Origin of the sequence: Pseudomonas sp. PGPR40 (assembly GCF_022014505.1) — a bacterium.
In the GTDB taxonomy this organism is placed as follows: Bacteria; Pseudomonadota; Gammaproteobacteria; order Pseudomonadales; family Pseudomonadaceae; genus Aquipseudomonas.
The window spans coordinates 127083-138648 of the sequence record NZ_JAKLSP010000019.1; the positions used below are offsets into that span (position 1 = coordinate 127083).

12 protein-coding genes are annotated in these 11566 nt (G+C 58.3%); 6 read left to right on the forward strand and 6 right to left on the reverse strand.

Annotation, left to right across the window (positions count from 1 at the left end):
- Window positions 1-76: 76 nt before the first annotated feature.
- The 4 genes from MEB48_RS17570 to MEB48_RS17585 all read right to left on the reverse strand — a co-directional run bounded on the left by MEB48_RS17570 (window position 77) and on the right by MEB48_RS17585 (window position 5246).
- Window positions 77-1213, reverse strand: coding sequence for a DUF1120 domain-containing protein (locus MEB48_RS17570; RefSeq protein ID WP_237885310.1), 1137 nt, complete (start codon window positions 1211-1213; stop codon window positions 77-79).
- Window positions 1214-1223: 10 nt separating this feature from the next.
- Complete coding sequence (locus MEB48_RS17575; RefSeq protein ID WP_237885311.1) at window positions 1224-3692, reverse strand: fimbria/pilus outer membrane usher protein; 2469 nt, start codon at window positions 3690-3692, stop codon at window positions 1224-1226.
- A 134-nt stretch (window positions 3693-3826) separates the two neighbouring features.
- Entirely contained in the window at window positions 3827-4537 is a 711-nt protein-coding gene (locus MEB48_RS17580; protein WP_269137525.1) for a fimbria/pilus chaperone family protein, read from the reverse strand.
- An 85-nt stretch (window positions 4538-4622) separates the two neighbouring features.
- Window positions 4623-5246 carry a DUF1120 domain-containing protein gene (locus MEB48_RS17585; protein WP_237885312.1) on the reverse strand — a complete coding sequence of 208 codons (624 nt, stop codon included), beginning with the start codon at window positions 5244-5246 and terminating at the stop codon, window positions 4623-4625.
- Between the two features lie 367 nt (window positions 5247-5613).
- Here MEB48_RS17585 and MEB48_RS17590 point away from each other — a divergent pair, with 367 nt between their 5' ends.
- The 5 genes from MEB48_RS17590 (at window position 5614) to MEB48_RS17610 (ending at window position 9071) form a co-directional block, all read left to right on the forward strand.
- A complete protein-coding gene (locus tag MEB48_RS17590) occupies window positions 5614-6246 on the forward strand; it encodes a response regulator (protein ID WP_237885313.1) in 633 nt (210 codons plus the stop codon).
- A 226-nt stretch (window positions 6247-6472) separates the two neighbouring features.
- Window positions 6473-7102, forward strand: a complete 630-nt coding sequence (locus MEB48_RS17595; RefSeq protein WP_237885314.1) for a DUF1120 domain-containing protein — start codon at window positions 6473-6475, stop codon at window positions 7100-7102.
- Window positions 7103-7217: 115 nt separating this feature from the next.
- Window positions 7218-7688, forward strand: coding sequence for a nuclear transport factor 2 family protein (locus MEB48_RS17600; RefSeq protein WP_237885315.1), 471 nt, complete (start codon window positions 7218-7220; stop codon window positions 7686-7688).
- 39 nt (window positions 7689-7727) lie between these two features.
- Window positions 7728-8048 (forward strand): GIY-YIG nuclease family protein, encoded by a 321-nt coding sequence (locus tag MEB48_RS17605; protein ID WP_237885316.1) that lies wholly within the window; start codon window positions 7728-7730, stop codon window positions 8046-8048.
- Window positions 8049-8135: 87 nt separating this feature from the next.
- Window positions 8136-9071 (forward strand): glutathione S-transferase family protein, encoded by a 936-nt coding sequence (locus tag MEB48_RS17610; protein ID WP_237885317.1) that lies wholly within the window; start codon window positions 8136-8138, stop codon window positions 9069-9071.
- 122 nt (window positions 9072-9193) lie between these two features.
- On the opposite strand, the gene MEB48_RS17615 is transcribed toward MEB48_RS17610, so the two are convergent.
- Both MEB48_RS17615 and yejK read right to left on the reverse strand, forming a co-directional pair.
- Window positions 9194-9544: a glutaredoxin family protein gene (locus MEB48_RS17615; RefSeq protein ID WP_237885318.1), complete on the reverse strand. Its 351-nt coding sequence runs from the start codon at window positions 9542-9544 to the stop codon at window positions 9194-9196.
- A complete protein-coding gene (yejK, locus tag MEB48_RS17620) occupies window positions 9544-10548 on the reverse strand; it encodes a nucleoid-associated protein YejK (RefSeq protein ID WP_237885319.1) in 1005 nt (334 codons plus the stop codon). Before yejK ends, MEB48_RS17615 begins: the two co-directional genes overlap by 1 nt.
- 395 nt (window positions 10549-10943) lie before the next feature.
- Here yejK and MEB48_RS17625 point away from each other — a divergent pair, with 395 nt between their 5' ends.
- The gene (locus MEB48_RS17625; RefSeq protein ID WP_007905514.1) at window positions 10944-11225 is read left to right on the forward strand and encodes an HU family DNA-binding protein; all 282 of its coding nucleotides are present in this window, start codon (window positions 10944-10946) and stop codon (window positions 11223-11225) included.
- Window positions 11226-11566 lie beyond the last annotated feature (341 nt).

Sequence of the window (11566 nt, forward strand, 5' to 3'; positions counted from 1 at the left end):
TCACTCACTTTTATGGTTGTTTCCTGACTGGCCCGAGAAGCTTGAGCGCCCCGGGTTCGACAGGATGGGGTGGGTGTTACAGGTAAATAATTTCGATCGTTCCCGCTCCATCCAGATCGACGGCCGTGCTCAAGTCCAGGTTGTTGGTGGGCGCGATCACGGCCTCGACGGTCACGGTGGCGCTGAGGTTCTGGATCAGGACCGGGCCTGCGTGGGTGCCCGCGCTGGCGGTAAAGCCCAGATAACTGTTTTTGCCGATGGGGATCGGGTTGGAACTGGACGCGCTCCAGGCCACGCCGCCCGTGGTGGAATCCGTTCGATAGAGGCGGGCGAAGTGGTCGGCGCTGGCGTCGGCCGGGTCAATGTTCAGGGAGTACAGGCCGATCTTGTTGTTGCGGCTGTCCGTGCCGAGGCCGTAGTAAATCTCGCTGCTGACCGTCGCCGAGCCTGAGCGGTTGTCGTGCATGACCAGCGCGAACGAAGCGGGCGCATCGCAGCCCACCCTAAATGTCAGCGACTTGGGCGGCAGGCGCGTGTTCTTGTCTGTGTTCAGGTCACTTTTTGATAGGGTGCCGAAGTCGACCACGCCGCCATTGGACAGCGTCGGCTCGCAGGCAGCCGGTGCGAAACGGGCACGCAAAGTCACCTCTCGGGTGCGCCCGGCAGCGACGGTATCGAAGACACCGTCAGTCTCCCAGGTCACCGCGTCACGCACCTGCCTCCCTTGCTCTTGCACCCAGGCATTCAACTCAAGCTGCGCCGAGAAACTGCGCCCCTGTAACGGCACGCCAGCCTGCACGGGAACGACCCCGTGCCCGGGTCGCCAGATCAGGTTCGATGCCGTGATGACGGGCGGCTGACCGATACCGGCAATCAGCCCGATCTCAACCGTTTGGCCATCGAGCACCGCATCGCGAATGCGCACCTGATAGCTGCCGCGTTCAGCGAAGTGAAAGCGCTCGGCCGTCGCCGCCATGGCCCGATAAAACAGGCTTATGTCGATGGGTTTTGCACAGCTCAGACTCAGGCTCAGCTGACGCTCACCCAGGTTCCGCTCGGGGGTTGAATCGGGGCGAATGGCACGGTTCATCAGCCCGTAATCGAGCACGGGCTGGCTCAGGTTGAATTGGCATTCGTCGGGCAGCGCCCACGCTGTGGGCATGAATCCGATCAGCGGGGCGAAGGTCATCATCAGATAGCGGTGCAGGTTCATGAAGGCATCCTCAAAGAGCTCGGCACTTGGCGGGGGCGGTTTCGTAATACGCCTTGGTGTCGGCGTCAGCCGGCAGTTCGAAACGCAGTTCGCAGCGGTCAAGCCCCGGAGCGGTTATCCACAGGGCTCGGGAATCGAGAACGTTGGGCAGAAACACCAACCCGCCGTCCTGCACCAAGGTGACGAACTCACCCTCCTCGGTATTCACCGTCGCGCCGCGCGGCAGTGGCGCGCCGTTGCTGGTGGTGACCTTGAGCAATGCGCGGCGGGTCATCGTGATCCCGAACTCGACCTTGTCGACCGCCCCGCGACCGGCAGAAATCACCGCCAGTCCGTTGTTGATATCGGCGTTGCGCGGCAGGGTTTTGGTGTCGACTTCCACTGCGCTGCGACCGTAAGCATTGATTTGGGGGACCACCGCCTGTCCTTGCCAGTCGGTCCAGACCGGGCCGCTCGGCGTCGTGATTTTGATCGCGCCCATCTCGCCCACCGACAGCAGCGCGAAGGTGTCGCGCACTGGATAGGGCGACAACGTCACGCCGCCGCTGTGCAGCACGGCACCGCCGCGAGCACTGGCCTGATAGCTGGAACGTTCGGCATCGGCGCGGGTGTAGTTCAAGTCCAGCTGGCTGTAGCGCGGCAGGAGTGAAACGCCGACGGAGGACTGCACCTGCTTGTCACGGGTGTCATGTTCGACGTCGACCCGGTAACCCAGTTGATCGTTGACCCGCTCGCTCAAGCCCATGCCACTGCGGTACTCGCCAGCGGAACTGCGGGCCCAGGTTCGAGCCCGGCGGCTTTCGCCCAATGGAATGCTGAGGTTCAGGTAAACGCTGTCGTCGCTGCGATGTGCGCCGCTGACTTGCCATTCGGCGGTTGCTGAGACAGACACTCCGCCGATGCTGGTGCCCCATGAAGCCAGGGCGCGGCTGCTGCTTTGCCCGTCGAATGAGGATGACCGGCTCAAGCCGCTGCTGAAGGCCCCCAGCCAAGGGTGTGACCAAGCCAGTGCGGCACTTTGCTGGTCGCGGTAACGGGATTTACTGCTGTCCGATGCGCCCTCGAATACCGCGTCTTCCAGTTCACGGTAGCCAAAGGTCCGGTAAGAGCTTCCTGCATTGAGCGACCATTGCTCGCTCAAACGGTGCGATACGCTCAGGTCAGCCTGCAGCCCCTGACTGGCATTTTTGCCACTGGCGTCAGTGCCTGTCAGTGTGGCTTGAACCTGTGCGACAGGTGAGGGCAGCAGGCCCACGCTTGCGCCCGCCGCACGATAGTCGGCGGCGCCGGTCAGGCCTGCGCTGAGCAGGACTTGCGAAGTTAGTGCGCCGCTCCAGCCGCCACTGATGACCCATGGGTTGCCATCCTGTTCATCGCCGGTATTGCGCACCTGACCGGCCGCCAGCGAATAGCCGGGCGCCGGCAAGCCGATCCCCAGCATCGCGGCAGGAACGGTAAAGCTGCGCTCGCTGCCATCGGCTTCCTTGACCGTGACTTCAACGTCGGAGCGGAGGTTGAGCCTGCGCACGTTGTCGAGTGCAAACGGACCTGCGGGCACTACGGTTGAATGAATCAGTGAACCGTTCTGCCGAATTTCGACTTGCGCCTGGCTGTGGGCAACACCTTCGATGACTGCGCTTTGTCCTTCGACTTGCAGAGCTTGCTCGGTCATCATCTGTACGCCGGTGATCTGCGCTCCGGCCAATACCGGGTTGTAAAGGTTGATCTGACCCGCCTGCAGCACTGCTTCCTGGCTGGCGAAGGTGCGTTGGGCGTACGCTGCCAAATGGGTGGTGCGGGAAACGTCGTCCTGCCAAGTCTGTACCTGACGACTGCGCACGATCCAGTCACCGGCATTGAACCCCAGCTCGGTGTTGGCTGAGGCATAGCGACTCGACTGATCGCCATAACGGCTATGCAAACCGGTGACGTCGTAGTTGAGCAAACCGGCGATGCCACCCGTTTGATAACCCGAGAGATCCCGGGTCGTGGGGCGTATCGCGTCGGTGGGTACGATCAATGACAGGACAAGGCTCGCGGGGTCCGGTTCGATGACAGTCTGCGGTGAGCTGCCCATGAAGTCGTGGCAGCGGCCATCGTCCAGCAGGCGATCGGGCACATTCAGATTGGCCGCATCAAGCAGCGATCGATCGAAGCACAACGCACCTTCGCGAGTGAATGTGACGTCGATCCGGCCTTGACGCTGACCATTGACCATGAGGGTGACCGGGTGTTTTCCGGCTGTGAAGCGCGGTGCTTGCATCAGCGATGTCGCCAGCGCCGGATCGATACCACGCTGCATCAAGGTGTTTTTGTCGAACGATGGCGATAACGAAACATCACCGCGGGCGTCGAGCACCATCAGCGCGTTGGTCAGCAGCAGTGCCAACGAGGCCTGTCGCCGCACCAAGGGAGCACGAACGGCCGCCCGAATAGCGGGCACGGCTTCGCCGTCACGGTAAATCAATACTGTGTTCATGGGGTTCACTTGGTTTATGCCTGCGTGCTGGCCGATATCGCTGTGGCTTCAGGCATGCTCGTGGCAAGGGCTAAACAGCCGTTACCTTGAAACTTCGGCGCTCACGGTCCTTTGGGGCGCGGGGTGTTTTGGTTTCAGGATTTGATGGGCGCTTCATAGTGCGGCACCGCGAAACCGTAGACCGTGGCCGGTTGGAAGCGCACTTGTGTGGCGGCGCCTTCAGCCACCTTCATGCTGATGTGTTCACCCGGTAACACGTAGGTTTTTGGCAGCATCGCGTTGACCTTGGCGGGCAATAATTGCACTTCCTGACCCAGGCGAACCACGTAAGGCGTATCGTTGCGCACGGTGAGTTGACCGTTTTGCAGCGACCATTGCAGATCGGTCCACGGCGTGCGATTAGGCGCCAGGCCTTTGGGGTGAAGGATTAGTGGCAGGTTCTGGCGTACCGTCACGCCCACTCGCGCATGCCCGGGTTCGGTTGCGGTTTTGCCTTGCGGTATGCCTTCAAAGATCACCCGTTTCAAACGTTGGGTGAGCAGCGGTTTCTCCGATTGGAGAATGAACCGCACCAGCTGGGTCTTCGACGCTTCGACCCGTGCCAGCGGCGGCGTTACGAACACCAGCGCTTCGGTATCTTCGGGAATGTTTTCGATGGTGACATGCATCAGCGCCAGCGTGGCATCGGTGTTGGTCACCGAAACGGACGCTTCGCCGTCGGCCTCATTGACGATGACCACCGAAGTGTCTGGCACCATGCCGTCGGCAAGGACACGACCGCAAAGCAGAAAGGCCAGCGTGCCCAGACAGAAACCGAGGCATCGTGCGCCATTGGTAAGGTGCATGGATTAAATCCTTAATGAAGGTGCATGTGAGGGCAGCAGGATCTCGGTTATAGCAGGACACCCTGCTGCTCCTCGATTTAGCGGCTTACAGGTAACGCACGGTCAGGGTCACCGAGCCGTCGATGGCAACTTCGTTGTTTAAGGTCAATCGGTTAGTGGGGGCGATCTCCGCTTGAACATTTAGGTCAGAGGTAAACAATTGGACGGGTATCGGTACCACGGTACCGGTTTGGGCGACCGAGATGATGTTGGTGCGGAACAAATAGGGTTCGTTGTACCAGCTCGAGCCGGCATCTTCAGAACCGATGGTTCTGGCCGGGACGCCATCGGCCACCGGCGACCGTAGACGTAACTGCATGGCACCGAGCTTTTCAGTGCCATTGATCAGCCCCAGACCGTAATCGTACACGCCGTTGTCGTAGTTCGACCCTTCGCGGTTGTCCTTGGTTTCCACTGCCATCAGCGTCGGCGCGTCGCATGTGACGGTCAGTTGCAGGTTTTGTGGCAGCAGTTGCGTTGGCTGGTCAACGTTCAGATCCCGGACGGAGATTTTGCCGAGGTCGACTGTCCCGCTATTGGACAGAGTGGGAGCGCAGGCGCTCGGAGTGATCGTCCCGGTGACGGTCAGGTCAGTGCTGGACGCGGCGAATGCCGACGGCGCTCCGGTCAACAGCAACGCAACGGTCAGAAGGGATAACTGTTTATTCATGTGTTGGTTCTTCCTTGATGAAAGTTTGTTGGCGTTTGTTGGCGTTTTCTGTGTGGACGGAGCGCAATCTATCGGTCGAGGGAACCATGTTGGAATGCAACTAATACGAAAATGGATAGCTTGGTGTATGAAAAGGTGTTGCGGACTTACAGATCGTTTATTTCCGAAGCGCCCTACGTTTGTAATCTTTCCCATGGCGATAGGTAGCCAAAGAGCGTAGGGGATTTCGCTTTGTTTTATGGGAGAAATGTCAGGAACCTGAATTCATTGAGCGATAGAGTCGCGCGGTCAAAAATGGCGGTTGTGAGAGGAATAGGACGGCGTTACTTTCCGCGCATTCCAGTCCTTCAGTAGGAGATATCCGACAGTGCGCGTAGTTATTGCTGACGACCATCCAGTGGTTCGCATCGGGTTGCGTATGCTCATAGATTTGACCAGGACGTGCGTGGTGGTGGGTGAAGCCGATGGCCCGGACAGCCTGTTCGAGCTTCTGTCATGCACACCTTGCGACTTGTTGATTACCGATTTCTCGATGCCAGGTAACCAGCAGGCCGATGGGCTGACGATGTTGAGCGTGGTGCGGCGGCGCTACCCGTCAACGTCAATCATCCTGGTGACGATGTTTGCCAATGTCGTGACGCTGAGAGCGGCGTTTACCCAGGGGGTGATGGCAATCGTTGCCAAGGGCGCCTCCGCGACGGAATTGCCCCTGGCTATCAGGGCCGTGGGCCAAGGGCAGCGTTTCGTCAGCGAGTACTTGCGCGCGGTGCTGGTTCAGGCGGACGCTGAGGCTCAGTCGGGTTCTCCGTCACTGTCAGCCAAGGAACACGAAGTAGTGAGAATGCTCGCCAGTGGGATGACTGTCAGTGAGATTGCCGACCATTTCAAGCGCAGCGTATCGACCATCAGCAAACAGAAAATCATGGCCATGCAGCGGCTGGGCATTTCCACGGATGTGGGCCTTTTTGCCTATGCCCGCGACAGCGGCATGGTGCATTAGGCGCGCATTCCTTCGTTTGCTGGTAATCCTGTTTTGCTCTTTCAAACGTGTTCAGACAAATCGGCCCGATACAGGGCAAATTCGTATTAATTGTATTTTTGGATGCTTTTTTTGGGCTTATATTGCTGCCACTGAAGAGGGCAGTCGGCAATATGGATGTACTTGATGAGTTAAATGCCCATATTGCGCCTGAAAATAAACGAAGTGTCTGATGGGGTTTCAAGGAATGAATAAAAATTTAAGCTATATCGCTGCAGCCGTGTTTTTTGTTGGCGCGGCGAACGTTAAAGCTGCGTCCGGCGTGGACCTGACGGTCAAGGGTGTTATTACACCAGCTGCCTGTGTGCCGCAGTTGTCCAATAGCGGAGTGGTTGATCATGGAAAAATTTCAATAAAGGATCTTAACTACGAGACAACGTTACCCGAAGTTACGTTGCAAATGAGTGTTAGCTGCGATGCCTCTACCTTGTTTGCGATTCAAAGTACCGATAATAGAGAGGGGACTGCCGCTTCTCTCTATCCAAGTCCATCTCTCTTCGGCTTGGGTTTGAGTGCCGATAATCAGAAGCTTGGGTCGTATCTTTTGACGATGGACAATGTGTTGGCTGACGGAATAGCACACCCACTCGTGGAGTCGTTCAATGGCACTACCTGGTTCAGTGCGTCGGCTGGCACAGCCTGGCAGCCCGGCTGGATGAGGACGGTGGGTGCTCGAGGGAGTTCTGGTACGACGCCGGTAGCAGTCCAGAACCTGGTGAGTGACGTCGTGATTGCGACGACGATCAAAAAACCGACCATGACCACAGAAGAGATCCCGTTGGACGGCAGCGCAACCCTGAGCATCGTCTACCTGTAATTTGGCTGGGCATCATTTGGCGTTGGGACACTATTTTTTTGGTGAATGGCCATAGTCTTTCGGGCATTCGCGAATTATGGTGCAAGTCTACTGACAGTATTTGCGAAGCCTGCCCATGAGTGATGCCCACAACGCCTTGATCACCCGGTTCTACCAAGCCTTCCAGCGGCTGGATGCCGAGGCCATGAGCGCCTGCTACACCGACGATGTGGTGTTCAGTGATCCGGCATTCGGCGAATTGCGCGGGCGAGATGCCGGCGACATGTGGCGCATGCTCACCACCCGGGCCAAGGACTTCTCCCTGACGTTCGACAACGTGCGCAGCGACGAGCGCAGCGGTGGTGCCCATTGGGTGGCGACCTACTTGTTCAGCCAGACCGGCAATACCGTGGTCAACGATATCCAGGCGCGTTTCGTGTTTCGCGATGGCAAGATCTGCGAGCATCACGACAACTTTGATCTGTGGCGCTGGTCGCGTCAGGCGCTGGGGTTCAAAGGGCTGTTGTTGGGCTGGACGCCGGTGGTGAAAAACGCCGTTCGTGCTCAGGCGCTGAAGGGGCTGAAGGCATTCCAGGCCAGTCGCTGATAAGATCGCGGCTTGTTTCCTACAAGCCTTGATCGTCACGTGAACACCTCGAGCGAATCGTCCGTCATTGCCGCCGAACCGCCGCTGCCCGTCAGCAAACCCTGGTTCGTCTACCTCGTTCGCGCGGCCAATGGTTCGCTCTATTGCGGGATCAGCGACGATCCCGTCCGCCGCTTCGCCACTCATCAGAGTGGCAAAGGCGCGCGCTTCTTCCTGTCGAGCCCGGCCGTGGCGCTGGTCTACACCGAAATCTGCCGCGACAAAAGCGAAGCACTGCGCCAGGAACGCTTGATAAAAAAACTCAAGAAAAGCGCCAAGGAATGTCTGGTGGCGAGCGCGGCTGCGGGCTTATTAATCTGACTGATAAGCGCCCATCAGGCAGATGGGTAGGCCGCTTGCGGATTGCGCGCTAAGCTGCTGACTCCTTATCCGAGCGGCGAGCCGAGCATGTCCGAGTTGATTCTGCACCATTACCCGACGTCCCCTTTCGCCGAAAAGGCCCGCTTGCTGCTGGGCTTCAAGGGGCTGTCCTGGCGCTCGGTGAATATCTCGCCGGTGATGCCAAAACCCGATCTGACGGCGCTGACCGGCGGCTACCGCAAGACGCCGGTGTTGCAGATTGGTGCTGATGTCTATTGCGACACCGCGTTGATGGCTCGTCGTCTGGAGCAGGAAAAAGCCTTGCCGGCATTTTTCCCGGAAGGCCAGGAAATGATCACCGCAACCTTCGCGGCATGGGCCGATTCGGTGGTGTTCCAGCATGCGGTCAGCCTGGTATTCCAGCCGGCATCGGTGGCAGTGCGCTTCGGTAAATTGTCACCGGAAGCGATCAAGGGCTTCCTGGCTGATCGCGCCGGTTTGTTCAGCGGTGGCAGCGCCACACGGTTGGCGGCCGAGCAGGCCCGGCATCAGTGGCCAACGATCATGGCGCGTCTGGAGCAGCAGCTTCAGCGCGAACAAGGCGACTTCCTGTTTGGCGAGCCGTCGATTGCCGACTTTGCCTTGGCTCACTCGCTGTGGTTTCTCAAAGCAACGCACGTGACCTCACCGTTGGTGGATGCTTATCCGGCTGTTTCAGCGTGGTTTGGCCGGGTGATGGGCTTTGGTCATGGTGCATTCAGCGAGATGACTTCTGAGGAAGCGCTTGAAGTCGCGCGCAACGCCACGCCGGCTGCGTTGCCGGATGAGCAGTTCGAGGAGCCGAACGGGTTCGAGGTTGGCCAGCCGGTGGTGATCGCAGCGACCGATTATGGGGTTGATCCCGTGGCGGGTGAGTTGTTGTTTGCTGGCAGCGAAGAGTTGATTTTGCGTCGTGAAGACGAGCGAGCCGGCGTCGTGCATGTGCACTTTCCGCGGTTCGGGTTTCGCATCGAAGCGTGTTGATCTCTTGTAGGAGCGAGCGGTGCGGCGATCCGACTTGCCCGCGAAGAACGATAACGCGGTATATCTGTTACACCGCGTTATCGTTCTTCGCGGGCAAGCCTCGCTCCTACAGGTTTTTGTATTTACTTCAATGCAGCAAGAACCTTGTCGGGGTCATACCCGCGAATCAGCGTCCCGTTCACATCGATCAGCGGAATCCCGCGTCCTCCCAGCGCCTCGTAGGCTTTACGCGCCAGAGCATCCTTCTCGATATCGAATTCCTTGTACGGAATGCCTTTCTGGTCGAGAAAGCGCCGGGTCAGCTTGCAGTAGCCGCACCATTCGGTGGCGTAGAGCACGACGTTGGCCTTGGCCTGGGTCTGTTCAGACACCCCTTGGGAGGGGTGGAACACCCGCTCGATCTTGCCCCAGTTCTGGTAAACAACGACCACCAGCAAGATCAGCAGGCATTTCTTCAACACGCCGCCGAGCATCAGTTGCGTCGCTTGAGCTGGTCGGTCAATTGGGTCGGCAGGCCTTTGATAATCAGCGTACCGGCTTCTTCGTCGTATTCGATCTTCGAGCCCAGCAGGTGCGCTTCGAAGCTGATGGACAAGCCCTCGGCACGGCCGGTGAAGCGGCGGAACTGGTTCAGGGTGCGCTTATCCGCCGGGATCTCAGGCGACAGGCCATAGTCCTTGTTGCGGATGTGATCGTAGAAGGCTTTCGGGCGCTCTTCGTCGATCAGCCCGGACAATTCTTCCAGGCCCATGGGCTCGCCCATTTTTGCCTGGCTGCTGGCGTAATCCACCAAGGTCTTGGTCTTTTCGCGTGCGGACTCTTCCGGCAGGTCTTCGCTTTCGACGAAGTCACTGAAGGCCTTGAGCAAGGTACGGGTTTCGCCGGGGCCGTCGACGCCTTCCTGGCAGCCGATGAAGTCGCGGAAGTACTCCGATACCTTTTTGCCGTTCTTGCCTTTGATGAACGAGATGTACTGCTTGGACTGCTTGTTGTTCTGCCACTCGGAGACATTGATCCGCGCTGCCAGGTGCAACTGGCCAAGGTCCAGGTGTCGCGAAGGAGTCACGTCCAGCTGGTCGGTCACTGCCACGCCTTCGCTGTGGTGGAGCAAGGCGATGGCCAGGTAATCGGTCATGCCTTGCTGGTAATGCGCAAACAACACATGGCCACCGACCGAGAGGTTGGATTCTTCCATCAGCTTTTGCAGATGCTCCACCGCCATCCGGCTGAAGGCCGTGAAATCTTTGCCACCGTCGAAGTATTCCTTCAGCCAGCCGCTGAACGGATGCGCCCCGGACTCGGCATGGAAGAACCCCCAAGCCTTGCCTTGTTTGGCGTTGTAGCTCTCGTTGAGGTCGGCAAGCATGTTCTCGATAGCGCTGGACTCAGCCAGTTCGGAATCGCGGGCATGAAGAACTGCAGGTGTGCCGTCGGGTTTTTTGTCGATCAGGTGGACGATGCAATGACGGATCGGCATGGGCTTCTCGGCTGATTGAGAGAGGAGGGCGTGCTCCCCCGAAAAAGCGCCCAGTGTACCGCAACCACTGGTTTTGGCGTGGTACCAAGGGCAATTCGAAGCTGTCCGACGGACCTTATGCAGTTTTTTGCCGATTTAGAGCAATAAAGCTGACCAAATGGGTAGCTAGAGGCGGATATTTCCCCGTCTCTGTGCTAGTTTTGCCCGGTCTTACGCGAAGTCACTGCGTTAAGCGTGCATTCAGCATTTGTCAGGTCGAACCAAACCCTGATTTCGGTATCTATTACCCCGACTCGTCGTGGTTATGGCCGAGGGTGCCAGATCCAGAAGATCGGGCTCGATGGCTGACACTGCACTCTGCAATCCATATGAATTTGATAGGGAAGGAACATTACATGGCTCTTACTAAAGACCAACTGATCGCCGACATCGCTGAAGCTATCGACGCGCCAAAAACCACCGCGCGTAACGCTCTGGACCAACTGGGCCAAATCGTTGCCGATCAGCTGGAAAACGGCGGCGAAATCACCCTGCCAGGTATCGGCAAGCTGAAAGTGACTGAGCGTCCTGCCCGTACCGGCCGCAACCCTTCGACTGGCGCTGCCATCGAAATCGCTGCCAAGAAAGTGATCAAGCTGGTTGTAGCCAAAGGCCTGACCGACGCTGTCAACAAGTAAGATTCGTTAAAAAAGCCGTGCTCCGGAGCAATCCGGGCACGGTTTTTTTGTGTCTGCGATTTACCCGTAACACCCTATGACCAATGTGGGAGCGGCGGTGCGACGATTCGACTTGCTCGCGAAGGCGGTGTGTCAGTCACTATTGAATTCGACTGACACACCGCCTTCGCGAGCAAGCCCGCTCCCACATCTATGGTTACCCCCTTTTCTGCAATACTGTTTTTGATGCGTGTTTGGCTTGCTTTCATCTATCCGGCGTCTGAGTGGGGCTGTGGCCCCGCGCCTCGATGAGAATCGATGCCCGACGATCCTAATTAGTTGAACGGCCTTTCAGCCGTGTG

What these genes read in the sequence shown, in the direction of transcription:
- MEB48_RS17625 (WP_007905514.1), top strand. Translation starts at nt 10,944, where the DNA reads ATGGCTCTTACTAAAGACCAACTGATCGCCGACATCGCTGAAGCTATC.
- MEB48_RS17575 (WP_237885311.1), bottom strand. Translation starts at nt 3,692, where the DNA reads ATGAACACAGTATTGATTTACCGTGACGGCGAAGCCGTGCCCGCTATT.
- MEB48_RS17580 (WP_269137525.1), bottom strand. Translation starts at nt 4,537, where the DNA reads ATGCACCTTACCAATGGCGCACGATGCCTCGGTTTCTGTCTGGGCACG.
- yejK (WP_237885319.1), bottom strand. Translation starts at nt 10,548, where the DNA reads ATGCCGATCCGTCATTGCATCGTCCACCTGATCGACAAAAAACCCGAC.
- MEB48_RS17595 (WP_237885314.1), top strand. Translation starts at nt 6,473, where the DNA reads ATGAATAAAAATTTAAGCTATATCGCTGCAGCCGTGTTTTTTGTTGGC.
- MEB48_RS17615 (WP_237885318.1), bottom strand. Translation starts at nt 9,544, where the DNA reads ATGCTCGGCGGCGTGTTGAAGAAATGCCTGCTGATCTTGCTGGTGGTC.
- MEB48_RS17610 (WP_237885317.1), top strand. Translation starts at nt 8,136, where the DNA reads ATGTCCGAGTTGATTCTGCACCATTACCCGACGTCCCCTTTCGCCGAA.
- MEB48_RS17585 (WP_237885312.1), bottom strand. Translation starts at nt 5,246, where the DNA reads ATGAATAAACAGTTATCCCTTCTGACCGTTGCGTTGCTGTTGACCGGA.
- MEB48_RS17570 (WP_237885310.1), bottom strand. Translation starts at nt 1,213, where the DNA reads ATGAACCTGCACCGCTATCTGATGATGACCTTCGCCCCGCTGATCGGA.
- MEB48_RS17600 (WP_237885315.1), top strand. Translation starts at nt 7,218, where the DNA reads ATGAGTGATGCCCACAACGCCTTGATCACCCGGTTCTACCAAGCCTTC.